Origin of the sequence: Segniliparus rotundus DSM 44985, assembly GCF_000092825.1 — a bacterium.
In the GTDB taxonomy this organism is placed as follows: Bacteria; Actinomycetota; Actinomycetes; order Mycobacteriales; family Mycobacteriaceae; genus Segniliparus; species Segniliparus rotundus.
On sequence record NC_014168.1, the window covers coordinates 59,813 to 86,353 of the forward strand.

The 26,541-nt window shown below is 65.4% G+C and carries 26 protein-coding genes and 2 tRNA genes; 17 read left to right on the forward strand and 11 right to left on the reverse strand.

Annotated features, from left to right (window positions below; translation table 11 throughout):
* Position 1 precedes the first annotated feature (1 nt).
* From SROT_RS16645 to SROT_RS00435, 6 genes are all read left to right on the forward strand, one after another.
* Positions 2 to 1,267, forward strand: a complete 1,266-nt coding sequence (locus tag SROT_RS16645) for a hypothetical protein (protein WP_013137029.1) — start codon at positions 2 to 4, stop codon at positions 1,265 to 1,267.
* A gap of 64 nt (positions 1,268 to 1,331) precedes the next feature.
* Positions 1,332 to 2,591, forward strand: coding sequence for a glycoside hydrolase family 25 protein (locus SROT_RS15425; RefSeq protein ID WP_013137030.1), 1,260 nt, complete (start codon positions 1,332 to 1,334; stop codon positions 2,589 to 2,591).
* Positions 2,588 to 2,944 carry a hypothetical protein gene (locus SROT_RS00420; protein WP_013137031.1) on the forward strand — a complete coding sequence of 119 codons (357 nt, stop codon included), beginning with the start codon at positions 2,588 to 2,590 and terminating at the stop codon, positions 2,942 to 2,944. The genes SROT_RS15425 and SROT_RS00420 overlap by 4 nt, the downstream gene beginning before the upstream one ends.
* Positions 2,944 to 3,219, forward strand: coding sequence for a hypothetical protein (locus SROT_RS00425; protein WP_041406782.1), 276 nt, complete (start codon positions 2,944 to 2,946; stop codon positions 3,217 to 3,219). Before SROT_RS00420 ends, SROT_RS00425 begins: the two co-directional genes overlap by 1 nt.
* Complete coding sequence (locus SROT_RS00430) at positions 3,219 to 3,425, forward strand: DUF7620 family protein (protein WP_013137032.1); 207 nt, start codon at positions 3,219 to 3,221, stop codon at positions 3,423 to 3,425. The genes SROT_RS00425 and SROT_RS00430 overlap by 1 nt, the downstream gene beginning before the upstream one ends.
* Positions 3,418 to 3,777 (forward strand): putative phage holin, encoded by a 360-nt coding sequence (locus SROT_RS00435; protein ID WP_013137033.1) that lies wholly within the window; start codon positions 3,418 to 3,420, stop codon positions 3,775 to 3,777. The genes SROT_RS00430 and SROT_RS00435 overlap by 8 nt, the downstream gene beginning before the upstream one ends.
* Before the next feature lie 126 nt (positions 3,778 to 3,903).
* Here SROT_RS00435 and SROT_RS00440 read toward each other — a convergent pair whose 3' ends face one another.
* The 4 genes from SROT_RS00440 to SROT_RS00465 form a co-directional block, all read right to left on the reverse strand.
* Complete coding sequence (locus tag SROT_RS00440) at positions 3,904 to 4,203, reverse strand: hypothetical protein (RefSeq protein WP_013137034.1); 300 nt, start codon at positions 4,201 to 4,203, stop codon at positions 3,904 to 3,906.
* Between the two features lie 282 nt (positions 4,204 to 4,485).
* The gene (locus SROT_RS00450) at positions 4,486 to 4,833 is read right to left on the reverse strand and encodes a hypothetical protein (RefSeq protein ID WP_148223283.1); all 348 of its coding nucleotides are present in this window, start codon (positions 4,831 to 4,833) and stop codon (positions 4,486 to 4,488) included.
* Between the two features lie 256 nt (positions 4,834 to 5,089).
* Positions 5,090 to 6,352: a hypothetical protein gene (locus SROT_RS00460; protein WP_013137038.1), complete on the reverse strand. Its 1,263-nt coding sequence runs from the start codon at positions 6,350 to 6,352 to the stop codon at positions 5,090 to 5,092.
* Between the two features lie 82 nt (positions 6,353 to 6,434).
* Positions 6,435 to 7,337, reverse strand: coding sequence for a tyrosine-type recombinase/integrase (locus tag SROT_RS00465; protein WP_245535324.1), 903 nt, complete (start codon positions 7,335 to 7,337; stop codon positions 6,435 to 6,437).
* A gap of 222 nt (positions 7,338 to 7,559) precedes the next feature.
* Between SROT_RS00465 and SROT_RS00470 the strand changes: the two genes are divergently transcribed.
* The 8 genes from SROT_RS00470 to SROT_RS00505 all read left to right on the forward strand — a co-directional run bounded on the left by SROT_RS00470 (position 7,560) and on the right by SROT_RS00505 (position 15,501).
* Positions 7,560 to 7,632: transfer RNA gene (locus tag SROT_RS00470), tRNA-Lys, on the forward strand.
* A 111-nt stretch (positions 7,633 to 7,743) separates the two neighbouring features.
* A tRNA-Thr gene (locus SROT_RS00475) sits at positions 7,744 to 7,819 on the forward strand.
* Between the two features lie 802 nt (positions 7,820 to 8,621).
* On the forward strand, positions 8,622 to 9,908 hold the full coding sequence (locus SROT_RS00480) for an MFS transporter (protein ID WP_013137040.1): 1,287 nt from the start codon (positions 8,622 to 8,624) through the stop codon (positions 9,906 to 9,908).
* A gap of 207 nt (positions 9,909 to 10,115) precedes the next feature.
* Complete coding sequence (locus SROT_RS00485) at positions 10,116 to 11,390, forward strand: SLC13 family permease (protein ID WP_013137041.1); 1,275 nt, start codon at positions 10,116 to 10,118, stop codon at positions 11,388 to 11,390.
* Complete coding sequence (locus SROT_RS00490; RefSeq protein WP_013137042.1) at positions 11,387 to 12,583, forward strand: MFS transporter; 1,197 nt, start codon at positions 11,387 to 11,389, stop codon at positions 12,581 to 12,583. The genes SROT_RS00485 and SROT_RS00490 overlap by 4 nt, the downstream gene beginning before the upstream one ends.
* A gap of 922 nt (positions 12,584 to 13,505) precedes the next feature.
* Positions 13,506 to 14,195, forward strand: coding sequence for an MspA family porin (locus SROT_RS00495; protein ID WP_245535325.1), 690 nt, complete (start codon positions 13,506 to 13,508; stop codon positions 14,193 to 14,195).
* Positions 14,196 to 14,317: 122 nt separating this feature from the next.
* Complete coding sequence (locus SROT_RS00500) at positions 14,318 to 14,878, forward strand: hypothetical protein (RefSeq protein WP_245535326.1); 561 nt, start codon at positions 14,318 to 14,320, stop codon at positions 14,876 to 14,878.
* A complete protein-coding gene (locus tag SROT_RS00505; RefSeq protein WP_013137045.1) occupies positions 14,875 to 15,501 on the forward strand; it encodes a hypothetical protein in 627 nt (208 codons plus the stop codon). Before SROT_RS00500 ends, SROT_RS00505 begins: the two co-directional genes overlap by 4 nt.
* Positions 15,502 to 15,633: 132 nt before the next feature.
* Here SROT_RS00505 and SROT_RS00510 read toward each other — a convergent pair whose 3' ends face one another.
* The 7 genes from SROT_RS00510 to SROT_RS00540 form a co-directional block, all read right to left on the reverse strand.
* Positions 15,634 to 17,343 (reverse strand): sensor histidine kinase, encoded by a 1,710-nt coding sequence (locus SROT_RS00510; RefSeq protein ID WP_013137046.1) that lies wholly within the window; start codon positions 17,341 to 17,343, stop codon positions 15,634 to 15,636.
* Entirely contained in the window at positions 17,330 to 18,052 is a 723-nt protein-coding gene (locus SROT_RS00515) for a response regulator transcription factor (protein WP_013137047.1), read from the reverse strand. Before SROT_RS00515 ends, SROT_RS00510 begins: the two co-directional genes overlap by 14 nt.
* Before the next feature lie 168 nt (positions 18,053 to 18,220).
* Positions 18,221 to 18,895 carry a hypothetical protein gene (locus SROT_RS00520; protein WP_013137048.1) on the reverse strand — a complete coding sequence of 225 codons (675 nt, stop codon included), beginning with the start codon at positions 18,893 to 18,895 and terminating at the stop codon, positions 18,221 to 18,223.
* Between the two features lie 67 nt (positions 18,896 to 18,962).
* Entirely contained in the window at positions 18,963 to 19,655 is a 693-nt protein-coding gene (locus SROT_RS00525; RefSeq protein ID WP_013137049.1) for a methionine ABC transporter permease, read from the reverse strand.
* Positions 19,652 to 20,707: a methionine ABC transporter ATP-binding protein gene (locus tag SROT_RS00530; RefSeq protein WP_013137050.1), complete on the reverse strand. Its 1,056-nt coding sequence runs from the start codon at positions 20,705 to 20,707 to the stop codon at positions 19,652 to 19,654. The genes SROT_RS00525 and SROT_RS00530 overlap by 4 nt, the downstream gene beginning before the upstream one ends.
* Positions 20,707 to 21,558: a MetQ/NlpA family ABC transporter substrate-binding protein gene (locus tag SROT_RS00535; RefSeq protein ID WP_148223482.1), complete on the reverse strand. Its 852-nt coding sequence runs from the start codon at positions 21,556 to 21,558 to the stop codon at positions 20,707 to 20,709. The genes SROT_RS00530 and SROT_RS00535 overlap by 1 nt, the downstream gene beginning before the upstream one ends.
* Positions 21,559 to 21,801: 243 nt before the next feature.
* Positions 21,802 to 22,701 (reverse strand): MetQ/NlpA family ABC transporter substrate-binding protein, encoded by a 900-nt coding sequence (locus SROT_RS00540; protein WP_245535327.1) that lies wholly within the window; start codon positions 22,699 to 22,701, stop codon positions 21,802 to 21,804.
* Between the two features lie 90 nt (positions 22,702 to 22,791).
* Between SROT_RS00540 and SROT_RS00545 the strand changes: the two genes are divergently transcribed.
* The 3 genes from SROT_RS00545 (at position 22,792) to gyrB (ending at position 26,513) form a co-directional block, all read left to right on the forward strand.
* Positions 22,792 to 23,736, forward strand: coding sequence for a DNA cytosine methyltransferase (locus SROT_RS00545; RefSeq protein WP_013137053.1), 945 nt, complete (start codon positions 22,792 to 22,794; stop codon positions 23,734 to 23,736).
* Positions 23,727 to 24,317: a hypothetical protein gene (locus SROT_RS00550; RefSeq protein ID WP_041406789.1), complete on the forward strand. Its 591-nt coding sequence runs from the start codon at positions 23,727 to 23,729 to the stop codon at positions 24,315 to 24,317. Before SROT_RS00545 ends, SROT_RS00550 begins: the two co-directional genes overlap by 10 nt.
* 174 nt (positions 24,318 to 24,491) lie before the next feature.
* Positions 24,492 to 26,513, forward strand: a complete 2,022-nt coding sequence (gyrB, locus tag SROT_RS00555; RefSeq protein ID WP_013137055.1) for a DNA topoisomerase (ATP-hydrolyzing) subunit B — start codon at positions 24,492 to 24,494, stop codon at positions 26,511 to 26,513.
* The last annotated feature ends 28 nt before the right edge of the window (positions 26,514 to 26,541 follow it).

A 26,541-nucleotide genomic window follows, 5' to 3' on the forward strand; every position in this document is an offset into this window, starting at 1 on the left:
GGTGCCGCGCGCGCATCAGACGGCCCCGGTGGAGATCGACAAGAACCCGGAGCACCGGCTGGGGGTGAACGCCCACAAAGACCCTGTCGATTTGCAGAAGATCGCGCAAATGCAAGTCCAAGGCTTGCTGAACGCGATCAAGCTGTTCACCGGGCTCGACCTCGCGGACCCCGGCAAGCTGTTGGAGTCCGTCGTCAGCGGCGCGGCGGGGTTCGCGGGCGCGGTCCTGAACGCTTTGACTTCGGCGCTCGGCTTCGATTTGTCGGCCAAGCTCCGCGAGTTCGAGCAGGCGCTTGAGGAAGTGCCGGTGCTCGGGGACATCGTGAAGGCCCTCACGGGCAAGGCCGGGGGCGCGGGGGATTTGGAGGCGTGGGCGCAGTCGTTGCCCGCGCAAGCGGAGCAGGCCGCGCACGACGCGATAGCGCAGGTGAACACGCTCGTGGGGGAGTTGGCGCACGGCGCGGAGACGGTCGGGCAGACCCTCGCGGACACCATCGGGTCGGTGGTGGACCTGCTCGCGGGCACGCACCAGCAGACCCAGGACAACACGGCCGCGATCACGGCTTTGTCAACTATCGCCCCGACGAACGTGGTCACCAGTTTGGCGTCTTCGACGGACCCGAACGACATCCCCGCCTTCGACCGGATCCTGATGGTCCCCATCGCGGCGACGGCCTCGGCGGGGGCGCACACCCACACGTACAGCAGCGGCGGCACGGGCCAAGGCACCACCTCCACGGCGGGGGCGCACACGCACGCCATCGGCTCCGACGCGTGGGGGTACGCCCCGGAGGACAAGGAGCTGGTGCTGGTCTTCATCCGCTCCGACCGCAAACAATCGGTGAACGCGGTCAAGGTCATCACCGCCGTGACGGGCTGGTCCCTCGGCGGCGTGAGCACCGTGCAGTTGAGCCTGCACGCCTACAGCCAGCCCGACGCGGCCCTGAAACTGTTGGCGACCACCAGCAACCAGAAAGACGTCATCACCACCGCCGCGCAGGAGTACGCCATCGGGCTCGGCAGCACCTTCGACGTGCTCCCCGGCCACGTCCTCGCGATCGGCGTGTGGCAGCAGGTCAACCTCTTCGGGGCCACGCGCAAGCTCGCCGGCATCCCGCAAGTGGGGGTCAAGCCCCGCACCGGGGCGCCGGTCAAAACGATCCTCGGCAAGATCACCGGGCAGTCGTCCATCCCGGCAACGATCAAGCTCTCCGACGTCGCGTGGAACTACAACGCCGCCGTGTGGGGGGCCTTGACGCTCGCCTGAGCGTGTGCGGCTCGCGCCGCAGACGGGCAATCGCCGCATCGCGGCGCGGAAGGAGAAAAAGATTATGACGGATCCGTATGGGCTGCCGGTCGGCTCGGACGTGCGCCAGGGCGCGCGGGGGTTCCCCGAATGGGTGTACGCGCTCGGCGCGGCGTTCGGTTTGGACGCCTCCACGTATCCGGGGCACCAGGAGCGCGCGGGCCTCAACCAGGGGATCGACTGGTGGCCGAAAGGCAGAGCGGACATGACGGGGGCCTCCTACACCCCGGCGCAGCGTTTGGCGTTGGGGCGGTTCGCCCTGTGGGCCGGGACTCAGCCGGGGGTGGAGCAGGTGATTTGGTGCGACCCGGTTTCCGGGGTGAAGACGGGGTTCTTCATGGGGGAGCGGGTGGGTCCGGGCACCGCGCAGCCGGGGTACTACCGCGACGACTGGTCCGGGCACACCGGGCACGTGCACACCAGGATTGTGCGGGCGCTCGCAGCGCCCGACGACATCGGACAGGAAGGGAACAGCATGCCTTTGTGGGGCGTGGACATCAGCAACAACAACGGGGCCGTTGATCTGGCGCAGGTCAAAGCGGAAGGCTTCGATTTCGTCGCGGCGAAGGTCACCGAAGGCACGGGGTTCAAGGACTCGTATTGGCCGCGCAACCGGGACGCCGCGCGCGCCAACGACCTGATCCTGATCGGCTACCACTACGTGCGGGACGGGGACGCGGAGGGTCAGGCCGCGAACCTCGCCGCGCACATCGGGGACACGAGCGTGCCGGTCGCCCTGGACTTCGAGTCCGGCTCCGGGGGGTACGCGAACTTCCAGGCGGTGAAATCAGCGGTGGAGCGGCGGGGGATGCGGGTCGCGCTCTCCTACATCCCGCGCTGGTACTGGCAGCGGATCGGCTCCCCGGACATCTCGGACGCGCCGGGGTTGTGGGCGTCGGCGTACGTGAACGGGACGGGCTACGCCTCCGTGCTGTATCCGGGCGACGAATGGTCGGGCTGGCAGCCCTACGGCGGGGGTGAGCCGAAAATCTTGCAGTTCAGCTCAAGCGCCCACGTCGCCGGGAAGAGCGTGGACGTGAACGCCTTCCGGGGCGCCCGTGAGGAGCTGCTGTCTTTGTTGGGCGCCACCGCTCCCGCGCAGCCCACAGCGAGCCTCGACCAGTTGGTGCTTGACCAGCTCGTCGGGCCGGGATTCCACGGTTGGCCGCAGCTCGACAACAAGTCCGTCGTGGACTTCCTCGCCTCGTGGCGCGAGGAGCAGCGCACAGCGAACAAAGCCATGGCGGACGCTTTGGCGCTTCTCCTGAAAGGAACAACCCAGTGAACGTGATATCCCTCCCCTACAAGTGGCGCGTCGCCCTCTACCAGGTGCTCAAACTCGCGAGCGCCGCTGTCGGCGCGTTGTTCGTGATCGCGCCCTTGTTCGGGTGGGAGCTGCCGAACACGAAACTCGACGCCCTCGACCAACTGGTATTCGCCGTCGTCAGCCTCTTGGGGCTCGGGGCGGGTTCGGTCGCTACAGAGCACGCGAAGATCTCCACGGACGGGCCGCTCCCGGACCCCCGCGCCCAGGCGCCGCAACCGGACCCTATGGCGGTCGCCGCGCAAACCGTCGCAATGACCATTGAGGGCGTGCTGGCACAGTTGGAGCGCTTGGCGAAGCCGCAGGGCGAGTGATGCTCAAACAGATCCTCGCGGACATCGCGCCTCTCGGGCCGACAGGGCTCCTCTCTGTCATGGTGGTGTTGATCATGACCGGGCGCATGCTGCCCTTGCGGGAGGTGCGGCGGATGGAGCAGATGCTCAGCGAGCACATCGCGCGGCTTGAGCGGGCCAACGCGATTCAGGCCGAGACCATCGAGCAGCAGCACGAGACGGTGCGGGAGCTGATGGAGGGAGCGCGCCTGTCCACGGATCTGGTGTCCGCGATGAAGACCTCGGGGGGCGTGTGATGCGTTGGCCGTGGCAGTTGCGCGAGTCCGTGGAGTTCGACGGCGAGGATTTGGACCGCAGGGTGCGTGAGGCGCAGCACGCGAAAGACCGCGCGGACAAGCTGCGCGAGGAGGCCGCGCCGCTGGTCGCGCTCGCGCGCCGCCAACGGCGGGAGAACGGTTTCGGCGCGGCCGTGGAACGGACGATGAGGAGACGGCATGCGTAGCAGGGAATCAGCTGTCGGCGCGGCGTCGGCCGCAGCGGTCGCGGCGGCGTCTTGGCGCTGGCTGGGATGGGGCAGGGTGGACGACGCGCTTTTGACCGCAGCCGCCCTCGCGTCGGTGCTCTTCAGCCTCATGTACTGGCGGCAGGCCCGGGGATACATGAACCGCGCCGGGAGGGCCGTGCTGTGGGTGTTGGCCGCTCTGTCGGCGGTGTTGGCGCAAAACACCCTCAGCGTGTGGACCGAGCAGGACTACCCAGGCCGCGATCTCGTCCGCACAGTCCTCTACGGGGCGCTGCTGTTCACCCTCGCCCGCCTGACCGCCACCGCCCTCGCGTACCGCAAGAAACACTAAGACCGTCTACACTCTCATCCGGCCGCGCGCCCGTCCCTCATCCATAGGGCGCGCGGCCCTCACACACCAAGGGCTTTCCCGTGGCCGCTATGCGGTGATGTTGAACAGCCAAGGGCGCTTCTCGTCTCAGTGGTGGAGGATTGATAAGAACGCTGCGGGGATGCTGATGTAGAAGACCGGCCAGCCGAAGTAGAAGACCATACCGGCCAGCGAAGCCGCTATGACACCTCTTCCGGCGTTCCGCCATCGCTCATCGACCCTGAACAGATAGACGCCGACTCCGAGCGAGACAAGGAGGATGAACCCGAATTTTGATTCCAGGGTGAACCCCAGGAGTATGAGTGTCCCGCTGGCGAGCAGGCACCAGAAAAAGCTAATGGGGCTGTCCGCTGGTGGTGTCTTCTCGGTTTTTGTCTTGTCGTTCAAAATGTCACGTTCTCTCTCAGCACGGCAAGCGCGACTGGCACGATAAGGCATCCGATGGCCGCGCCACGCCATAGAGGGGTTCTCTTGATCAGGGGCAGCAGCAACCCCGCGCAAGCCATGATCAAGCATGTCATGATCAGCGCGGGTCGTTGGCTTGCCGCTTCATGCGGAAGGAAGTAACGGATCAGCGAGTACAGGATCTCGCAGACTGCGGTCAGGATAGGAGCGCTCCATGTCGCGGCGTTCCATGACACAGCGGGGAATCTTATAGTCGGCATCAGTTCACCACTGAATATGTGTCGCGTCTTTGGTGGAGAAGAGGGCGAGGAACATTCCGGGGATCGTGTAGAGAAACAGCCAAAAAACATATCTGAGCAGCAAAGCGGAGACTGTCGCGGCCAACATGCCCATACCGATTTTTCTTTGCTTACCGGTTGTGAGCGACATAGCGAGTCCCGACAAAAACAGAATCAGCACTGTTGGCACGTACCAAGCCATATGCAGGGCGGCGACCGCCATAAGCGCTGCGGACGTCAAGACCAGGGCCGCGAAACTTTCCGGGCCGTGAAGCCGCTGGGCAGGTGCTGTGTCGTCGCTCTCGCGGTCTCGCTGGTTCATTGCGTCAACCACACGAACCAGGCCAACACGAAGGGCACCCCGAATATGCCCAACGCCACCCCGCGCGCGGTAGGGGTCCGAACGAAGACCCACAACAACAGGGACAGCGTTGAGACGATGCCGCACAAGAGCGGGAATGTTAGGGACTTGCTCCCTGGCGGCTGCAAATTGACCAGGAAGGTTATCGCCGTCAAGCAAGCGCATACTGCCACGGGCGCGCTCCACGTCGCAGCCGCCCACGACACAGCGGGGAGTTTTATGGATGGCATCAGATGTCTCCCCTCATCGCTGGAGGTTGTTGCGGCGCTACCGGGTTGAGCTGTGGCGGCGAGTCCCCATCCTCTGGGGCGAGGGTCATGGACTCGTCGGGAACGGGAACCTGCGGTCGATTGCTCGGGATGCCGGGGCCATCCCACTGCAAGCCGGGTTGATACTCCTGTATGGAACCCGTCGGGCCATTGCCGACAGGGTGCGATTTCGGCAGATTTTCCATAGGGCCGAACTCGCTTCCCGTCGCCTGATAGGCGTATGCGGTCGTTGTCGTGCCGTTCCTGTCTTGGTAGACCTCCATCGAAGGGTAGTCGCCCACTTGCCCGTCAATGTGGACCCCGTTCGCTGTCGGTGTCAAGGTGATCTCGCCGTTGACCGACAGGCCAGCAGCATGCGAGAAGAAGGGCGCCAATGGGTTGGTCGCGTCGTAGTGGATGCGCACACGTCCGTCCGTTGTTTGCTGCACGTCAATAACGGGGTCTTGCACTTCCGTTTTTCCTTGGATATCGACTGATGGGTTTTGTCTGGCGGCGACGACGCCGTTCTCGTAGTCGATGTACAGGGACACTCGGGTCTGGCGCGGGTCGAATTGTTCTTTCGGGCCGCGCGCGTCCCCAAGGTCGTTGGGCATGTTGAACACGTCTGTGGCGGGGATGTACAGGCCGACCCGGACGATTCCTTGGCCGGGGACGGCCTTGATGCGGCCGACGTCGACGCGGGCTGGCACGCCGTGGTTGCGTCCGACCATGCTGTGGGTGTCCATGATCGCGGCCATCTTCCAGTCGGCGTCGCTCTGCGGAAGCCTGCCGTACACATGCTGGAACTGGTCCGGGTCCACGCCGTGGTGTGATCCACGATCCGGGATTTCGCCGGGGTCTTGCTTGAACGGCTCGAATTTGTCCGCTTCTTTCTTCACGCTGTCGAGTTGGTCGCCCAGTTCCTCAGCGAGGTCTTTGTCTGCGGCGAGTTCTGCGGCGTTCAGTTCGTCGGTGGTCTCGTATTGGAGGGCGGATTCGCGGGTGGCTTGGGCGTGGGCGTGCAACGCCGCTGCGGCTTCTTGTGCGTTGATGTGCTGGTTGGTGATCGCGGCCATGAACGCCGCGATGAACGGGGCTCCGATGGGGCCGAGGGCTGTTGTCATCATGCCCTGGAAGACGCTGGGGTCGAACGCTATGGTTCCGTCGAGCATGAGCGCCATTTGTTCTGTCTGCTCGGCGTGCGCGAGCATGGTTTCTTGGCTCGCGTTCAAGGGTTGGCCCATGATGCTCCGATTCCTGTACAGGGGATTGTGAGTGGACTGTAGCATTCCGGTGGGATTCCAAAAACGCGAAGGCTGTGTCCGTTCAGCCCGCTAAGGCCACGGTGAGCTTGGTTTCTGCTCCTCTGAACGGATTTAGCCGACTCACGGCCTCGGAAGTTTTATGGGTCGGCACCTGTGTGTATTGCGCCGTTGTCGAGATCGAGGCGTGGCGCATGATCTCTTGCACGACCCGTATGTCAACGCCTTCGTCTAGGAGGGTTGTTCCTTGCCAGTGCCGCAACTGGTGCGGCGTGGCTCTGACCCCGGCTCTGCGCATGGTGAGGCTTATCGTCTGAGACACCGATTTGCCGCTGATGTGCATTCCGGGCCAGCGGCTATCACGGGGGAACCACCAGCCGCGCTCGGGCATCGTGGGTGCGATTGCCTGCAAAATCGGGTGCAACGGGACGAGGCGTTCCTTGTTGCCTTTGCCCAAGACTCGGACGAAAACGCCGTCCACAATGTCTTCGCCGCGCAGTTTCGCGATCTCGAAGGCCCGTAGGCCCGCGAGACAGTACAGGAGCACCATGAGCCGGGTCCGTTTGCGGTTCACGGTCTCAAGGAGGCGTGCCAAGTCTCTGTCCGAGACGGGCCGGGGCGCGCGGTCGGGGTATCGCACGGTGCCGACCTTCACCATGGGGTCGTCTGTCCGGTGCTCATGGACTTGTAGCCATTTGAACCAAGCTTTGAGGTATTGGGAGTAGGTCGCAAGGCTGGATTGGCCGAGGCTGGACTGCTGAGCGAGCCACCGTGCCACGTCTAGGGCGCTCGCTTGGCTTGGCTCGATCCCGATGGAGCTGGCGAATGACTTGATGACACGTATCCTTTCCGTGATCGTCCGTTGCGAGAGCCTGCGGGCGAGCATGAAAAGTTCCCACTCTTGCACGAGCAGCATGGCTACGTTGTGTGCGTGGTGGGTTCCGGCGACGTTGACGGGGGACAGCACGGCGGGAATATTAGCGTCCGTTAAGGAGCTATTAACCTCTTGTTGACCTTGGTTATCTATCCGAGACGGACAGGGTGCGGATTTTTTATCGTCTTGCAGAGGGTGGGGGACCGCTCGCAGTCGGCGCTCATTCTGTCGGGGTGCCATGGTCGTTCCTTGTTCGGGTTTGCCAACATCGGCAGGTGGGGTATTGTTGGTGCTCGCGCTGCGCGCAGCGCGGATGCCTCTATAGCTCAGTTGGTAGAGCAGTGGACTTTTAATCCATGGGTCCTAGGTTCGAGTCCTAGTGGGGGCACAAGATAAATCCGCTGTTCAGAGGCTTTTTCCGGTTTGCTCGCTCGCATACCGCTTCGCCCCATGCCGTGTTGATTCGTTGGCGCTCATGCCGCTGTCCTCGCCTTCTTGAAGTTCCGTAGGTCGATTGGCGAACATACGGACTTGTAATCCGCAGGTCCTCGGTTCGAGCCCGAGAGGGGGCACCACGAGCGGCTCCGAAGATCCAGGGCCGCTTCGCCGGGAAACCGAAACGCGCGTCGACGTGCTGAGATGTTGTTCGTTCGGTGGCTTCACGCGACGAGCGCGGCTCTCGGGAGTCGCTCGTGTGACTTGCGGATTTGGCTCGCTGAGAAGGTCCTCCACATGGTCTGGGCCATGCCAGGCAGGGGCTGTCGAAGGACAAGTCGTCTTTGCGCAGAGAGTGCGATGATGGTGCAGTTACAGTCCCCTTCGAGGGGGGGTTGTCCGAAGATTTCTCGTCGCGATGCCTGGTTCATCGCCGTAAGATCGCTGCCAAACGTATGACTCCCTCAACGCCGAAGAATCGAAACCAGATGACGAACTGCAGAGACGACGCACCGCTTCGGTGGTGCAGGCTATGAGCACAGCGCCTCCGTTCGCTGTCAACGTGAGTCAGCGCGATGCTCTCGCCGACCAGGGGAAGGCACGGGGACACAGGCTGTGTTCGCTCTCTATTGTCACGGACCTCGCCATGCCCGCCTTGTTTTTCTGGATAGGGCGACACGAGCGAAACCTGTCTCTCGCGGCCGCTGCGTCTGGGACCGCCGCGCTGCTCTCAGCGGGCATGTTGTTCGAGTATTCCGCCTGGCGTCGGCCATGCTTTCGAGCATCTGGAGAACGTCTTCACCATCAACCGGCCACAAACCTTCCTGCCAGAAGACGGATCAGAGTACAAGCCAGGCAATGACATGATCGACTGGCTGATCGCCAAATGACCGATTTCGCCCTACCTCTAGGATTGCACTTCCATATGACACTGGAGGCTGAATGACCTCGCTCGCCAGATCGATCGCGCCGCTCAAGGGGCGCGACTACCGACTGCTCTTCCTCTCTTGCGTCATCAGCATGCTCGGTGACGGAGTATGGCTGGTCGCGGTTCCTTGGCTGGCGATCCAGAACGGCGCCGACTCAGCAGGGGTTGGCGCCGTGGTCGGAGCCGAGTCCGTGGGGCTCATATGTTTCGTGCTCATCGGCGGCGTGCTCACTGATCGTTTTTCCAGAAAGCTTGTGGTCGGGTGGTCGCATTGCGCGAGCTTCATCGTCCTCGCCGCCTTGGGCGCCATCACCGTCACCGGAAGCATGCGACTATGGCATCTAGCGTTGTCGGCGTTTCTGCTCGGAGCCGCCGCAGCGATCAGCGGACCCGCAACTGACGCTCTCGTGCCCGACATCGTTCCGTCAGACGACCTCCATGCGGCGAACGCGCTGGAGTCGATGGCACGCTCGGTGGCCTTACGGATCGCTGGGCCGACGCTCGGAGGACTCCTTGTCGCGCTCCTCCCGTCCGTCTCGGTCATCGCCGTGAACGCGGCGAGCTTTTTCGCGGCTGCCTGCTGTGTGGCGCTGTTGCGCACCGCGCGCGCGAACCCCGCTGCATCCGCAGAAACGGAAGCAGGCGGGGAGACGAAAGTCTCTGGTCGGCAGTTCTGGCGCTACCTCTACGGCGAGCGCTGGCTCTGGGTGCTCATCCTCTGGGCCGGGGTGCTGCTACTCCTGCAAACAGGGCCGAGACAAGTGCTCCTCCCCCTCCTTGTCCATGACCGCTTCGACAAGGGAGCCAGCTCGTACGGCATCCTCATCGCGGCATCCGGAGTCACCGCGATCCTGGCCTCGCTCTACATCGGGTCACGTGCGCTGCCGCCGAACTATCCACGACGCATGCTGCTCGCATGGATGGCCGGGGCTGTGCCGCTGGCCGCGATGGTCTTCGTCCCTTCGTTCTGGTGGCTGCTGCCGCTGATGGGCGTGTATGGCTTCTTCTCCACCATCGGCAACGTGTACTGGTTCACGCTCCTCCAAATCCATGTGCCCGACGAAGTGCGTGGACGAGTGATTAGCGTCGATTGGTTGGGGTCTCTCGCGCTCGTGCCCGCCTCGGCGGTGCTCGCGGGTGCGAGCCAAAGCCCTACCTACGCCACATCATTATTCGTGCTCGGCGGGACGCTGCCAGTTCTCTTCACAGCAGTGCTTCTTGCCCGAGTGCGCATGCCCGAGGCCAAGAGTGCTGAGACGGCAACTACCAAAATGTTCGAAGACGGTGTGGTCGTGAGTTGACGGCGATCCGTAGACGTTTTGCTGCAGGCTTGCAGTCGTCCGGTTCGCATCAGTAACCACAAGAAGACAGCTCACGAGCAAGCTTTCATAAGCCAGCTACTCCTCTGCGTTATTTCTGGTCCGGTGCAGCCGGTAAGAACACCCAGGACGACCGCGCTATGCTCGTGCGCAGCGCCATCAGCGCGCGCCGGATGGATCGGAGGAACGATGAGCGCATTCGGCGCGGAGGCGGTGGCTTTCCTGCTGCTGCTCGCGGTGTTGGTGTTCGCGGTCGCGCGTCCGAAAGGGCTGCCGGAGGCGGCGGCGGCGGTCCCTGCCGCTGGGCTCGCGGTCCTCGCGGGGACGGTGTCCTGGTCGGAGGCGGTGGCGGAGTCGGCGGGGTTGTTGCCGGTGGTGGGTTTTCTGGCGGCGGTGTTGGTGCTGGCGGAGCTGTGCGACGCGGAAGGCGTGTTCCGGTATTGCGGTTCGGTGATGGCGCGCGGGGTGGCGGACCCGGTCGGGTTGTTCGGCCGGGTGTTCCTGGCGGCCTGCGCGGTGACGGCGGTGTTGAGCCTGGACGCGACGGTGGTGCTGCTGACTCCGGTGGTGTTCTCCACGGCGGCCCGGCTCGGTTTCCGCCCGAAGCCGCACGTCTACGCGTGCGCGCATTTGTCGAACACCGGCTCGTTGCTGTTGCCGGTGTCGAATCTGACGAACTTGTTGGCTTTTTCCGCGTGCGGCTTGAGTTTCGCGGGCTTCGCGGGGGTGATGGCGGCGCCGCAGCTCGCGGCCGTGGCGGCGGAGTACGCGGTGTTGCGGTTGTTCTTCTCGAAAGATTTGGCGGGTTCGGGCTTGGCGGGCGCTGTGCCCCGGGGGCAGGAGGAGCCGCAGGGGCAACGCGCTCCGGTGTTCGCGTTGGCGGTGCTGGGATGCGTGTTGGCGGGTTTCGTGGCGGTGCAGGCGGCTGGGGCGAGTCCTGCGTGGGCGGCGCTGGCCGGGGCGGTGGCCCTCGGGGTCCGCTCGCTCGCGGCGGGCCGCACCAGTGTCGCGAAGATCGCTGGTTCGGCGCAGCCGCTGTTTTTGGTGTTTGTGCTCGCGTTGGGGGTGGTGGTGCGCGCTGTGGCGGACAACGGGCTGTCCGGGTTGTTGTCACGGACGTTGCCCCACGGCGAAGGCCTGGCCGCTTTGGCGGGGTTCGCCCTGGTGGCCGCGTTGGTTTCGAATGTCATCAATAATCTTCCAGCGGCTTTGGCGCTGGTGCCGCTGGCGGCGGCGGCGGGGCCGGGCGCGGTCCTGGCGGTGCTGCTCGGGGTGAACATCGGCCCGAACCTCACCTATGCGGGTTCGTTGGCGACGTTGCTGTGGCGGCGGGTCGCGCAGCGCAACGGGCATGCGGTGCGGTTGCGTGAGTTCACGCGTTTGGGGGCGTTGTCCACCCCGGCCGCGTTGGCGGCCGGGGTGCTCGGGCTGTGGCTTTCGCTGCGGGTCGGGGGTGTGCGATGACGGCTGTTGCGTCTGCGCGCACGGTGCGGGGGTTGGACGGGCTGGTGTTCTTCCTCGCGGATGTGCAAAGCGGGTTGGGCCCTTTCCTCGCGGTGTATCTGGCTTCGCGGGGTTGGGACGAGCAGCGGGTCGGGATCGCGCTGACGGTCGGGGGTCTTGCGGCGATCGTGTTCCAGGCCCCGGCGGGGGCGCTGGTGGACCGGCTTCGCGCGAAGCGGGCGTTGACGGCGGCGGCGGTCGCGGCCTTGGCCTGCGCGGCGCTCGCGGTGGCTTTCGTGCCCAGGTTTTGGCCGGTGCTGGGGGCGCAGGCGGTGATCGGCGCCGCTGGCACGGTGTTCGGCCCGATGATGTGCGCGCTGGCGCTGGGGGTGGTCGGCCCCGCCGGGTTCGACCGTCGGCAGGGCCGCAATCAGTCGCTGAACTCCGCTGGCAATGTGTTCGCGGCGGTGTCCATGGGTTTGCTGGGGTATTACGTCTCGAATCGCAGCGTTTTCTTTTTCGCGGCGGCGTGCGCGGTGCCGGTGTTTTTGTCGTTGCGCGCCATCCGCGCGGAGGAGATCGACCATGCGGCGGCGCGTGGTTCCGCGCCGTCGGCCAGCGGTTCCGGCGGGAGCCGGGGCATGTTCTCCGACTGGCGGCTCGGCGTGTTCTTAGTGTGCGCGGTGATGTTCCATTTCGCGAACGCGGCGATGCTGCCGCTGCTCGGCGAGCGTCTCGCGAAAGGCCAGGGGGCGAGTTCCATGATGTTCATGTCCGCCTGCGTCATCACCACGCAGCTGGTGATCGCTTGCATTGCCGCGCCGGTCGGGGCGCTCGCGGGCTCATGGGGGCGCAAACCGTTGCTGCTCGTCGCCTTCGCTGTGCTTCCGGTCCGGGGGGTGTTGTACACCTTGACGGACAGCACGGTCTCGCTTGTCGCGATCCAGGTCCTCGACGGGATCGGCGCAGGTGTGTTCGGCGTGGTTTCTGTGCTGGTCATCGCCGACCTGACCAAGGGCACGGGGCGGTTCAACTTGGTCCTTGGCCTGATGAGCACGGCGGTCGCGGTGGGGGCGTCGCTGAGCCAGACCGTCGCGGGCTCCATCGCCCACCACGGTGGGTTCGACGCGGCGATGCTTTCCCTCGCGGGGATCGCCGCCGCCGCGTTCCTGCTTTTGGCCGTGCGGATGCCGGAAACCCGCACCAGCGGCTGAAAAGCCGTTCCTGGCGTGGGCGGGCTCGTCCCGCGCACGACAACCGCTGTGGCAAAGGAGGGGAGGTTCCATGTGCCCGGCCCGAACTCGCCGTGGCGATGGCCGCGGGTTCGTTCATGGCGTTCGGCCAGCTGCTTCGCGAACGGCCTGATCTCGATGACAGCGAGGCCGCCGAACGTGTTGCGCAGAACCAGCTCCGCCTTTTCGACCGGCCCCTTCACGAGGCGCAGGAGGTGTGTTCTTGCCCGTTGCCGCAGCTCAGCGGCTTTTCTCGCCCCGCTCGTCGTCCTTGCCCCGGACGCCGGGCGCACCAGGAATTGCACATCGTTATAACAAAAATACATAGTATTTCTATATGCGTGAAACGGATAGGAAGAACGAATCTACATCGCCGAAAGTGATTCAGGACACTTTCCGCGCGTTGAGCTTGCCAAGCGGTCGCGGGGTGGTTATCGTCAAGCATCCATTAATTAACGGGTTGAATAAGTGAAAGCCCGAATTAATTGGAATCGAGGGTTTTGTCAACGACGACTCGCGAATCACTGGGGATTTGCACTGGCGAATCAGTGACGATTTGCGTTGATTACTGACGTGCTCGACCAAGGGGGTCGGACCGTTTCTTTTCTGAGCTATCCAGAAGACGTTTTTTGGTGCTCAAAATGTCTGAACAGGACTTGAAATTTATTCGTTTGCCTGGGTTTTTGCGTTGCGAGGCCGGGCGGGCTCGTTGTTGGCGCCCGCTGGGGGAATGTGAATTTCAGTTCAATTGGTGAAAGTGACAGTTGTTCAATTTTTAATTGAAAAAGTGAGGAAAAACGATATGTTTGACGCAATCTTCCGTAGCAATGAAGTGGGTGCTGTGTCCAAGGTTTCCGGGCGAACTAAACGGTATCGAGTTCGCAAAAACACTACTCTGGGAGCGTTGTCCGCCGCTTTGTTCACAGCAGTCCTGGGGGCTTCTTCGTCGTACGGACAGGGATTGCCGGACACTGTGTTGCACGATGTGTCCGAAGATGGCTGGGAAATGGTCGTTGAGACGTTGGACGAGGAAGTGAACCCGGTCGCGAACTTGGCGGACACGGCGTTCACCCGTGAGGGCTTCGTCCAATTGACCGGCGTCGGCAAGATCCTGGGCAAAGGGAAATACCCAGTGACGGCGGCGGAGCTGATTATCGGGTATCAGATCGGTTGCCAGATCGACGTGAGCCAAGGCGTCACCCTCGGCGGCAGCCTCGGAGCCAGCGCGGGAGTCGACGCCTACCAGGGCGTGGGCGTCGGCGGCATCGGCGGCGCGGGCACCCTCGTTCCTCCGATCGGCGGCGCGATCATCGGCGGCGGCGGCGCGGTCGGCGGCGCTATCCTGCACGAAGGGGCCAATGCCAGCATCGGCGGCAGCGTCCAGTTCACGCTGCGTCCCGGCGGAATCGTCGCGATCCCGATGGACCGCATCCCCCTCAAGGGCAGCGAGGCGAGGTTGCGGGTGCGGAATGTGAACGTGAAGATCGACGCCTGCGGCGGCCCGGTCAACGTGCGCTCGTTCGCCCTGCTGAGCCTGACCACGGACTACTCGCACTCCACCTTGGCCACCTACGGCACCGAGTACCCCATCTAAATCAGAAACCACTTTTGATGTGGGAATACGCCAGAGAAAGATCATGTCTTCATCCCACGCGCGGCTTCGCCGCTGAAGCGGGGATACTCAGAAAGGAAGAACTTCACATGAGGAAATGGGCCTTGAGTTCCATCTTCGTCGGATTGCTGTTCGCTCCGTCCGCAGCCGCCGACCCGGTTCTGCCGGTTCCGTCGGACCCGTACGGCGGCGGGGGAATCTACGGCGAGACCTCGCCGTACGCCCAAGGGCCGAATCCGGGCGCGGCGTTGCCACAGCCGGGTTTGATCTCGGGGACGGTCCCCGGCTCGAACGCTCCGTTGGCCACGGAATTGAGCACCGGCACCAGCGGTGTGCGGCCAGGGACGAACGCCCTGGTCCCAGGGTCGTTGAGCCACAACCCTGCCCCTGATTTCCCGGACAACTATTTCCAAGGCCCGGCGCAGAGCCTGCCGGGCCAGCCCCCGCCCAAGGTGACGCCCGCGCTGACCCAACCGGCTCCGGACCACAAGTGGGGCCCGATCGCGCAGGGCGGGGACTCGAACCCCGAGGACCCGGAGAACACCGAGTCCGCCCCGGACGCCTCGATGGCCCGCCAACTTGAGCCGGAGGCGGGCGAGGAGGAAGACGAGCCCACCGGCGACCAGTCCTTCGCCAGCCAGCTCAACTCGGACGACGACGAATGACGGGGCAGAGTCTGCGGACTGCTGCGAGCGGCGCGCTCCTTGTGGGCGCGCTGCTCGTGGCGGGCTGGTCGGGCAATTCCGCGGCCGACCCCGACTTCCCGGACATCCCGCAGGCGAATGCGGACGTGTCCCAAGAGTCAGGCGCGGCGCAACAGCGCCAAGGCTCCACGGAGCAGAGCACGGCGGAAGAGGACACAGCCGGACAGGCCACAGCGCCGGAGGACGACAACGCCCCCGCCGACGGTTTGGCTTCGCCGCAGGACTGCGTCGTCATCAAACACCTTGTCGCGCACGTCGACGTCCTCCTGCAGCGCCAAGTCTCGGTGACGCAGGGGTTCCCGACGGGCAAGGAAGGCGAACAGGCCGTGTCGCTGGACCTCGACCTGCTGAACCAAGCCCTGCCGTTCCTCGTCGGCGCGGAGACGGGCGTCCAAGACGCGGTCCAGCGCGCCAAGGTGACGAAGTACAAAAACGATCTCGGCCAGCTCAGCCTTGTCCTTGCTGAGCGAAAGACGCAGAACCTGTCGGCTCCTGCGCCGTACGCGTGGGTGGACAAGCTGTCTGCGGCGAGCAACCAGGCGGGCCGCGATTACCTGGACATCGGGAACAGCTGCGTCGTATGAGCGCTGGCGGACTTCCGAGACGTTTTTGCCCGGCCCCGGCGCTTGTCGGGGCCGGGCAAAAACGTCTCAGAACAGGTCATCCCGTCGTCGGGGACGGCTCTTTCGGCGGGAGTCCGAAGCCTTTGGCTCCGGTCACTCGTCCGCCACATACAGCTCGTCGTCCTCTTCCGGGCCGGCGGCGAGGCGGGGCAGAGTGACGCGCAACGTCGTCCCGACGCCGAGCTCGCTGCGCACCGAGGCATGCCCGCCGTGGGCTCGCACGATGGCGTTGACAATGGCCAGGCCCAGCCCGGAACCGCCGCTGGAGCGCGTTCGCGAGGGATCGACTCGGTAAAACCGCTCAAAGACGCGCTCGGCGTCCTCCGGCGCCAGCCCCGGCCCGGTGTCGCAGACCTCCACAAGCACGTCGTGGGCGTCCCCGCCCAGCGAGAGCGTGACCGTCGCGTCCTCCCCCGTGTGCAGCAGGGCGTTGCTCACCAGGTTCGAAAGCACCTGCCGCAACGAGGCGTCGTCGCCGAGGACCACGGGCGCCCCGCCGGATGGTTGGAACTCGAACCGGATGGTCCGGCTCGGGGCTATGGCCTTGGCGTCATGCACCGCGTCGGTCATGAGCTGGAGCATGTCCACAGGCTCTTTCTCCAGCGGGCGTTCCTCGTCGGTGCGGGCCAGCACGAGCAGGTCTTCGACGAGTTTGCCCATGCGGATCGCCTCGCTTTCGATCCTGGACATCGCGATTGTGGTCGAGACCCCCGCGCCTGTGCGGTGCAATTCCGCGAACCCGCGCATCGCCGTGAGCGGGGTGCGCAGCTCATGGCTCGCGTCGGCGACGAATTGGCGCATCCTGCGCTCGGAGCTTTTCGCTTTCTCCTCGGAGGCCAACGTCGCGGCGAAGGCGTGTTGGATCTGCGCCAACATCGAGTTCAGCGCCTTCGAGAGCCTGCCGACTTCGGTGCGTTCCCCCCAGTCCGGCACTCGGCGCTCCAAGTCGCCAGCCGCGATCTGATTCGCGGTACGCTCCACCTCCACCAGGGGCCGCAGGCTCCACCGCACCAAGAAGTACCCGGCGAGCCCGAGCACGAGCAGCACCCCGGTCCCGATGGCCAATTGCAGGGTCAGCAGCGAGGACAGGTTGCCGTCGACGTCGGAGAGCTCGCTGGCGACGACAATGTCGCCGTGCAGGCTCGGAACCCACACCGCGCGCCAACGGACCTGCGAGTCTCCTTCGGAAGCCACGGTCTGCGGCGTCCGCAGCTCCCAGAGGTCGGCGGGGATCTTCGGCGCGATGACTGTGCCGTCCGCCCCTCGGAAACGGCCGTACACCCGGTCGCCCACCCGGACGTAGTACCGCGCGGACGAGGCTCCTTCCGAGGAGATGGGCGCGACGGAGGGCTCAGGGGCGCCGTCGGCGGGTTGGGAAAGCTCCGGGCTCGGCTGCTGCTCCGTGCGCAGCGTCGGCGGCGTTGCCTGCGCGCTGGTCGTGCTCGGCGGCGTTGCCTGCGCGCTGGTCGTGCTCGGCGGCGATTCGGAAGGGGCGCCTGATTCGGAAGGCACGCCGGGGTAGCTGATGGACGGGATGGGCATCCCCGGTGGAATGGGCGGTTTGAGCGGGCGATCCGATATTCGTTGGGCGACGCCGGTGATGTCCTGGTCGATGCGGTCCATCACGGAACGCTGGAAGCTGATGGTGACGATCGCGTCGCTCACCAGGACGCCGCCCCCGACCAGGACCAGCATCAAAGAGACGAGTGTCAGCCACAGCGGCAGTTTCCGGGCTTGGGGGCTCCGGCGGCGGCTTTCCCCCTCCTGCGGCGTCAACGCGGCTTCGCGGTCAACGCGGCTCACGCAGCACGTACCCAACGCCCCGGAGCGTCTGCAGCATCTTCTTCTCGCCGGTGTCGATTTTCCGGCGCAGGTACGACACGTAGGACTCGACCACGTTCATGTCGCCGCCGAAGTCGTAGTGCCAGACGTGTTCGAGGATTTGGCGTTTGGACAGCACGATCCTCGCGTTGACCATGAAATACCGCAGCAGGGTGAACTCGGTGGGGGACAGGGGCACGAGGACGCCCGCCTTCCACACTTCGTGGGTCTCCTCGTTGAGCTCGATGTCTTCGAAGACGAGCGTGGGGGATTCCCGCGCGCCGTCGCTCTTGCCCGCCCGGCGCAGGATCACCCGCAGCCGTGCCACCACCTCTTCAAGGCTGAACGGTTTGGTGACATAGTCGTCCCCGCCGATGGTGAGCCCGGTGAGCTTGTCCTCCAACGAGTCGCGCGCGGTGAGGAAAAGGACCGGGCATTCCGTGCCCATCTCCCGCACGCGGCGCAGCAAGGTGTACCCGTCCATTCCGGGGAGCATGACGTCGAGGATCATCGCGTCTGGCGGCTCTTTGGTCACCACGGCCAGCGCGTCGGTGGGATTGTGCGCTTCTTTGACGCTGAACCCTTGGGCCAGGAGGCACTCGCGGAGCAGGTAGGCGATGTTCGGCTCGTCGTCAACGATGAGAATGGACGAGGTGTGGGCCGCCGAGTTGGACGCCAACGTTGCAGTCATGGTGTTTATTGTGTGGCGCCACCCCGAGAGTAGGGTGAGAGAAGTCTGTGAATCAGTTGTGAATGTCCCGAGGTTGTGCTTGGAGCCGCTGCCGGGCCCTGGCCAAGCCAGCGCGGGCTCGGCGAAGACGGGTCGAGCGCAGACTGGCCCGGTGCGCGGGTTCGCCGGTCAGGACTGTGCGGGGCAGGCCGCGAGGACTTCGTCGTGGGCCTGGTCCAGCACATCCCACATGCTGTCCCAGTGCTCCCAGGGGATGCCGACGTCCGGGAACAGGGGGGCCTGCCCGCCGCCGGTGCCGATCATCTCGTGCATGAGCACGAGCGCGTTGTCGAGTTTGCGGATCGGGTCGGCCCTGGTCTCGTAGCCCGGCACTCCGGCGAGTCCCCGCTGGATCGACGTGTGCGCCGTGTCGACGTAGAAGGAGAGTTTGTCGGCCTCGTATTCCGCGGCGTAATAGTCGTCCGTGCTCTCCACCTTCACCCGCCAGGTGAGATAGGCCGGTTCGATAGGGCCCCAGGTGTTGATGGCGCGCCGGCAGGCCTCCCCGAAGCTGCCGACGCCGGTGCGGTACTCGGCCGGCCCGGTGCGGCTGGCGTACGGCTCGCGCGAGTCGAAGACGTACGGGCCGTGGGACTCGAAGGGCTCACGGTCGTCCGTCGGGTTCCACGACGTGGGGTTCATGCGCGCCGGGCCGCCAGCCGTCCCCGGCGTCGCGTCCGCGGCGGGTCGCGAAATGGCGAACACGCTGGCGGCGATCAAACCCGCTGCCAGGCCGAGGCCCGTGAGCCTGCGGCCGTGTCGTTGCGAGGCTCCGCCCGCCCGAGGGCTTGTGGCCTTTCCCATGTGACTCCAATCGCAATGCTGTCGCAGGGCATATGCTATCACTGCGCGGCGAGGGCTGGGGCTTGGATCAGCGGCGCAAAGCTTTTCGGGCGAGATAGTTCCCGAGGAATTGGGCGAGCTGCACGAAGACGATGATGATGAGCACCGACACCAAGGTGACGTCCCAGCGGAAGCGGTTGTACCCGTAGGTGATGGCGAAATCGCCAATGCCGCCGCCGCCGACCACCCCTGCCATCGCCGACATGTCGACGACGCCGACCAGCACGAAGGTGTAGCCCAGGATGAGCGGCCCCAACGCCTCCGGGATGAGCAGGGTCACGATGATCCGCAGCGGGCCCGCCCCCACGGCGCGGGCGGCTTCGATGACGCCGGGGTCGATGGTCACCAGGTTCTGTTCCACGATCCTGGCGATGGCGAAGGCGGCGGAGACGACCATGACGAAAACGGCCGCTTGCACACCGATCGTGGTGTGGATCAGGCCGAGGGTGATCGGGCCGAGCGCTGCGACCAGCAGCACGAACGGGATGGGCCGCACAACGTTCACGGCCACGTTGAGCACGATGTGGGCGAGCCGGTTCTCCAACAGCCCGGATGGCCGGGAGCAGTAGAGCACGACGCCGAGGATCAGGCCGAGGACACCGCCGAAGACGATGGTCACGAGCACCATCCACAGTGTGTCCCCGAATGCTTCGCCCAGTTGCGGGCCGAGTCTGTTCCAGCTCGGGTCTGCCCCGAACCAACGGACAAGATGGTCGATCACGGCAAGGCCTCCTGCGCCACGATGGTTTTCGTTGCGGCTTTGAGTTCGCCGACCAGACGCGCGACCCCCTCAGGCGGCCCCTGCAATTCGAGGCTCAAGTTCCCGAACACCCGCGACTGCAAGCTGGAAACGCCGCCGTGGACCACTTCGAAGCCCACCCCGCCACGGGCCGCCTCGCTCAGCAAGCGCCCGATCTGCACATCGTCTCGGATCTCGACCGAGACAATGGTCCCTGCGTGGCGCCGCGCGATCCTCGCCAAGTCCTGACTGTCCGGGGCGTGCCGCAGGACGGTGCTGACGAAATTGCGGCTGATGTCGCTGCGCGGATTGGCGAAGATGTCGAACACCGTCCCGGTCTCGACCACGGCGCCGTTGGCCAGCACGGCCACCCGGTCGGCGAGCGCCCGCACGACGGACATCGAATGGGTGATCGCCACGATGGTCACGCCGAACTCGGTGTTGACCGAGCGCAACAAGCCCAGCACGTCCTTGGTCGTCTCCGGGTCGAGCGCGCTGGTGGCCTCGTCGGCGAGGAGGACCGAGGGGCCGCTCGCCAATGCCCGCGCGACGCCGACGCGTTGTTTCTGCCCGCCGGACAACTGGTCGGGGTAGTGCTTGGCTTTGTCGGCCAGCCCGACGAAGTCGAGCAGCTCCGCGACGCGGGCCGCGCGCTTCGCGGCGGGCCATCCGGCCACTTTCAGCGGATACGCCACATTGCCCGCCACGGTGCGCGACCGGAAAAGGTTGAATTGCTGGAAGACCATGCCCACGTCGGCCCGGATGGCTCGCAGCTGGCGCTCCGGCAGCGACGAAACCTCGGCGCCGCCCACGAGGACCCGCCCTGAAGTCGGCCGCTCCAAGCCGTTGATCATCCGCAGCAAGGTGGACTTCCCGGCCCCTGAATAGCCGATCATCGCGAAGATTTCGCCGGAAGGAATGTCCAAGCTGACATTGTCCACGGCTGTGACCAGCCGTTTGCCGGATGCGAAGGTTTTGCTGACGTTTTCGAACCGGATGCTTGTGCCGCCGCTGGCCGCGGTGTTCTGCGTCATCACTGTCCCGCCCTGGTCTTCGCCTCGATGTCCGCCAGGATCGCCTGGAGTTCCGGGCCGGATTTCTGCACGGGCACCTGCGTTCCTTTGGACTCTGTGTTGTACGCGTCCACCACGGGCCGGGAGTGGTAGATGTCTGCCAGCTTCGAATACAAGGGATTGTTTTTGTCTTCGGGGCGCACGACGACGACGTTGATGTATTGCGCCGAGCTGGGATCGTTCGGGTCGTCTTTGGCCAGCGCTGTGGCGGGGTCCACGCCCGCGTCGCTCAAATAGTTGTTGTTGATGACCGCCCCGTCGGCCGAATCGAGCGAGCGCGCCGTCTGGGCGGGGTCGACGGGGACCAGGACGACTTTCGAGGCCGCCGTGTCCACGTCGTTCGTCGTCGGGCTCAGCCGGTCCCCGACGAGCTTGACAAGCCCCGCCGCGCGCAGCACGAACAAAGCGCGGCCCTGGTTGGACGGGTCGTTCGGGATTGCGATCTGTCCGCCCTTGGGGATCTCGGCGAGTGTTTTGTGCTTGTGCGAGTACAGGCCGAGCGGCACGATGAACGTCGCCGCCACCGGGGTGAGGTTCGTGTTGTGCGCGACGTTGTATTCGGCGAGGAAGCGCAGGTGCTGGAAAAGGTTCGCGCCCACCTGCCCTTGGGCGAGCGCGTCGTTGGGCTGCTGGTAGTTGGAGAAGTTGACGGTGGCGATTTCCACGCCCTGCTGCTTCGCCTCGGCGACGAAGGCGGACCAGCTGTCCTTGCCCGCGTCCGTGGTTCCCAGGACCACGACATTCGCGCCGCCGGTGGCCGTTTTCGCGCTGAAGTTCAAGAGCGCGACGAGCGCTGCGAGCACCACCACGATCGAACCCGCGGCGGTGCCCAGCAGCACGAGCCCCTGCGCCAACGACCTTGGGAACAGTCCGTTCGCGGATCTCTTCGGGGCTGTCGCGCTCACCGAGTGCTCCTCGTGTCCTGATCCGTCATGCCGCTGTCCGTCTGTCGTGGTCCGTCTGTCGTGTTCCGCGCACACCCGCGCCGTTCTGCTCGGCTGCGCGCGCCGCCCCACCCTAGCCTGTCCGCGCCGAGCTTTCGGTTCCGGCGGCGCTCACTTGCGGTCGGCCCGGATGCGGCTCTCCAGCGCGACAAGGGCGCTTTGCAGTTCTTCGGGGGTTTTCTTCACGTCGATCTGAGAGCCTTTGGACTGCCGCGCGTAGGTGTCTTGGACGGGCTTGGCGTGGTAGATGTCGCCGAGCCGCTTGTACAGGGGGTTGTTTTTGTCTTCGCTCCGGGCGACGATCACATTGATGTATTGCTCCATCCGGGCCCGTTCCTGCGGATCGGGGGAGTTGATGGCGCTCGGGTCGTCCTTCGCCAAGGCGGCCGAGGGGTCGATCCCCGCCGAGGCGAGCCACGTGTTGTTGACGACCGCCCCGTCGTCCTCCGTGTAGCCCCGGACGAGGAAGTCCGCTTTGATCGTCTCGACGGCGACCTTCGAACTCGGGTCCACGTCGTCTTTGGTGGGCGACCACGGGTCGCCCTTGAGGACGACCAACCCCGCGCTTCGCAGCACGAACAGCGCCCGTGCGGTGTCCGGCGGGTAGTCGGGGATGGCGATTTTCGCCCCCTGCGGGATCTCGGCGAGCGTCCTGTGCTTCTTCGAGTACAGCCCGAGCGGGACGATGTAGGTGGAGGCGATGGGGGCCAGCTGCGTGCCGTGCTCGACGTTGTACCTGGCGAGCGAGCGCAGATGCTGGGCGAGGTTCACGTCCACCTGCTTGTTCTCCAGCTCGTCGTTGGGGCCGAGGTAGTCCCACGAAGGGGTTGTCTCCAGATTGATCCCCTGGCGCTTGGCCTCTTGGACAAAAGCCTTCCACCCCTCGCCCTTGTCGTCCGTGGTGCCGATCTTGACCGTCGCGGTCGGCTCCGGCGAACCGCACGCGCCGAGCGCGCCTGCGAGCAACGCCAAGGCGGCGGGGACGATTCCGAAACGAGCGGCTGTGCGCACCCGCACACTGTAACAAGCGGCTCGTCGCGATCATGGCGGCGGACCATCGAAATCCCGGTGTTCGTCCCTCGCCGCTGTTATTGTCCGGTCATGGCTCCGCACGACATCGTGGGCAGGCCCCGACTGCTCGACCTTTTCGCAGGCTGCGGGGGATTGTCCCTCGGCTTCGAGTCGGCGGGTTTCGAGGTCGCCCTCGCCGTCGACAATTGGCCCGAAGCCCTCGCGGTCTATCGGCGCAACTTCCGCCACCGCGCGGTCGAGCTCGACCTCGGCGATGTGGACCTCGCCAGCTCGGCCCTGCGCGAATGCGCGGCGGAGGTCGACGGGATCATCGGTGGGCCGCCCTGCCAGGACTTTTCTTCCGCCGGCAGACGGGTCGAAGCGGGCCGGGCGGATCTCACGGAGAAATTCGCGCAACTGGTCGCCACGTTCCTGCCGAGCTTTTTCGTCATGGAGAACGTCGAGCGCGCCGCGAAGGCGGCGGCCCCGCGCCGGGCGGTGGCGCTTTTGGAGGCGCACGGTTATTGCGTTGCGAGGATTGTGCTCGACGCGTCGCGTTGCGGGGTGCCGCAAAGACGCAAACGTCTGTTCACGATTGGTTTTCTCCACCCCGGCAGCACCCGCGCGGCGATGGGGGCGCTGACCGGGAACCTCGCGGCGGCGCCGATGACGTTGCGCGATTACTTCGGCTCCGCGCTGGATGTGGACCATTATTACCGCCATCCGCGCAGTTACGCGCGCCGGGCGGTGTTCTCGGTCGACGAGCCCTCGCCGACCGTCCGGGGCGTGAACCGGCCGGTGCCCAGGGGATACCCGGGCCATCCCGGCGACACCGCTCCGCTGACGGCGGGGTTGCGCGCCCTGACCACCGCCGAGCGGGCCATGGTGCAGACATTCCCCCCGGATTTCTGGTTCGGGGCCACCAAGACGGCTGCCGAGCAGATGATCGGCAACGCGGTGCCGGTGAAACTCGCGCAGTACGTGGCCGAGGCGGTCCGTCAGGGATTGGCTTCGGCGCAGCGGGCATGCGCATGACCATTGCGGACGAGCTGAGGGTGGTGCGCAAAAACGGCGTCGTCAACAACCTCGGCTTGGTCGGCTCGGTCGTGCTGGTCGTCGGGCTGTGCGGCCTCAGCGGCGCGTGGGGGCTGAAGGACGGGGGAGTCTGGTGGGCGGTTTTCGGGGTGGCTTCCTGGCTGTTCGGCGCCGCCGCGCTGCTTGTGATCTGGTCGCAGGCCAATCAGCTGTGGGACGCCAAGCCGGTGTTCGTGTTCCGCCCCGACGGCTTTGCCCCCGGCTCCCCCGACCCGGAACAGGACGCCTTTGTGCCGTGGGAGCAGATCGCGGCGCTCAGCGCGGTCACCGATGTCACGTATCGCGCCTTGGGCTCTGACGTCTCGGCCCGTTCCTCCCATACGCTCCTGCTCGCGCGCCAGCCCGACCCGCGGGCTGGGCGCGGCGCCGTGGAGCGCTTTGACTACCCCCGGTGGACCGTTCCAGGGTTCGACGAGGTCGCACGGTACATCGCGGCGGCGGCCCCGCATGTGGCGGTTCGCGACGAACGCGAGTACGGCATGGTCGAGCAATTCCTGCGGGACTGGGGCCTGCGGACCTGACGAAAGGCCGATCGCGCCGCACACGGCAACGTGTGGGCCGCCCAGCGGGCCGTTCGGCGCGGCAACCCCGCTTTCGGGCGACTGACTCCGGGCGGGGCGCGTTACGCGACTCACGGCCATGAGAGGTGGCAGTGCGCGGGCTTTGTCAGACCGAGGGGTTACTATAGGAGGACAATGAGCGAAAAGAAGAACGCCGACAAGTCCTCGTACGGGGCAAGCTCGATCACCATCCTCGAAGGGCTCGAAGCCGTCCGCAAACGCCCCGGCATGTACATCGGCTCCACCGGGGAGCGCGGCCTGCACCACCTCGTCCAAGAAGTGGTGGACAACTCCGTGGACGAGGCGATGGCCGGGTACGCGACGCGCGTCGACGTCACCCTCCTCGCCGACGGCGGGGTCGAAGTGGTGGACGACGGCCGAGGCATCCCCGTCGCCCCGCACGCCTCCGGCCCGCCGACCGTCGAGGTCGTCCTCACCGTGCTGCACGCGGGCGGCAAGTTCGACTCGGACTCCTACGCCGTTTCCGGCGGTCTGCACGGGGTCGGCATTTCCGTGGTCAACGCGCTCTCGTACAAACTGGAAGTGGAGATCGACGTGGACGGCTTCCATTGGAGCCAGTCCTACGACAAAGCCAAGCCCGGGCCTTTGACCAAGGGCGACCCGGTCAAGCGGACCGGGACGACCGTGCGGTTCTGGGCCGACCCTGAGATCTTCGAGACCACCCACTACGACTTCGACACCATCGCCCGGCGCCTGCAAGAGATGGCCTTCCTGAACAAGGGCCTCATCATCACGCTCACCGACCTGCGCGAGGGCCAAATCGACGCGGCGGAGGACGGCGAGGCCCTCGACACCGCCGAGGTGGCGCGCTCCGAGCAGGAAGCGCAGGCCCAGGCCCCGGCGGTCAAGCGCCGCGAATACCACTACCCCGGCGGCCTGCACGACTACGTCGGGCACATCAACCGCACCAAAACGGCGGTCCACAACTCCATCGTCAGCTTCGAAGGCAAGGGCGAGGGCCACGAGGTCGAGATCGCCATGCAGTGGAACTCCGGCTACACCGAGTCCGTCTACACCTTCGCGAACACGATCAACACCCACGAGGGCGGCACGCACGAAGAGGGCTTCCGCGCGGCGCTCACCTCGACGATGAACAAATACGCCCGCGACAAAAAGATCCTCAAAGAGAAGGACAAGAACTTGACCGGCGACGACGTCCGTGAAGGCCTCGCGGCGGTCATCTCGGTCAAGCTCGGCGAGCCGCAGTTCGAGGGCCAGACCAAAACCAAGCTCGGCAACACCGAGATCCGCTCTTTCGTGCAGAAGATCTGCAACGAGGAGCTCACCCACTGGTTCGAGGCGAACCCGTCCGAGGCCAAGCTCATCGTCACCAAAGCCCAGCAGGCCTACCTCGCCCGCGAGGCCGCGCGCAGCGCCCGCGAGACCGTGCGCCGCAAGACCGCGACCGATATCGGCGGCCTGCCCGGCAAGCTCGCCGACTGCCGTTCCAAGGACCCCAGCAAATCCGAGGTCTACATCGTGGAGGGCGACTCCGCGGGCGGTTCCGCCAAGAGCGGGCGCAACTCCGAGTTCCAGGCCATCCTGCCGATCCGCGGCAAGATCATCAACGTCGAGAAGGCGCGGATCGACCGGGTGCTCAAGAACACCGAAGTGCAGTCGATCATCACCGCCTTCGGCACCGGCATCCACGACGAGTTCGACCTCGCGAAGCTGCGCTACCACAAGATCGTGCTCATGGCCGACGCGGACGTGGACGGCCAGCACATTTCGACGCTGCTGCTCACTTTGCTGTTCCGTTTCATGCGGCCTTTGGTCGAGCACGGCCACGTCTACCTCGCCGCCCCGCCGCTGTACAAACTCAAGTGGCAGCGCGCCGAACCGGAGTACGCCTACTCCGACCGGGAGCGGGACGCGTTGATCGAAGCGGGGCTCTCCGCCGGCAAGCGGATCAACAAGGACGACGGCGTGCAGCGCTACAAGGGCCTCGGCGAGATGAACGCCAAGGAGCTGTGGGAGACCACCATGGACCCCGACACCCGGACCCTGCGCTTGGTCACCATGGACGACGCGGCCGCTGCCGACGAGCTGTTCTCGATCCTCATGGGCGAGGATGTGCCCGCCCGCAGAGGATTTATCGCGCGCAACGCGAGGGATGTGAGGTTCCTCGATGTCTAGCGCTTCCTCGATGCGCAGCGATGAAACG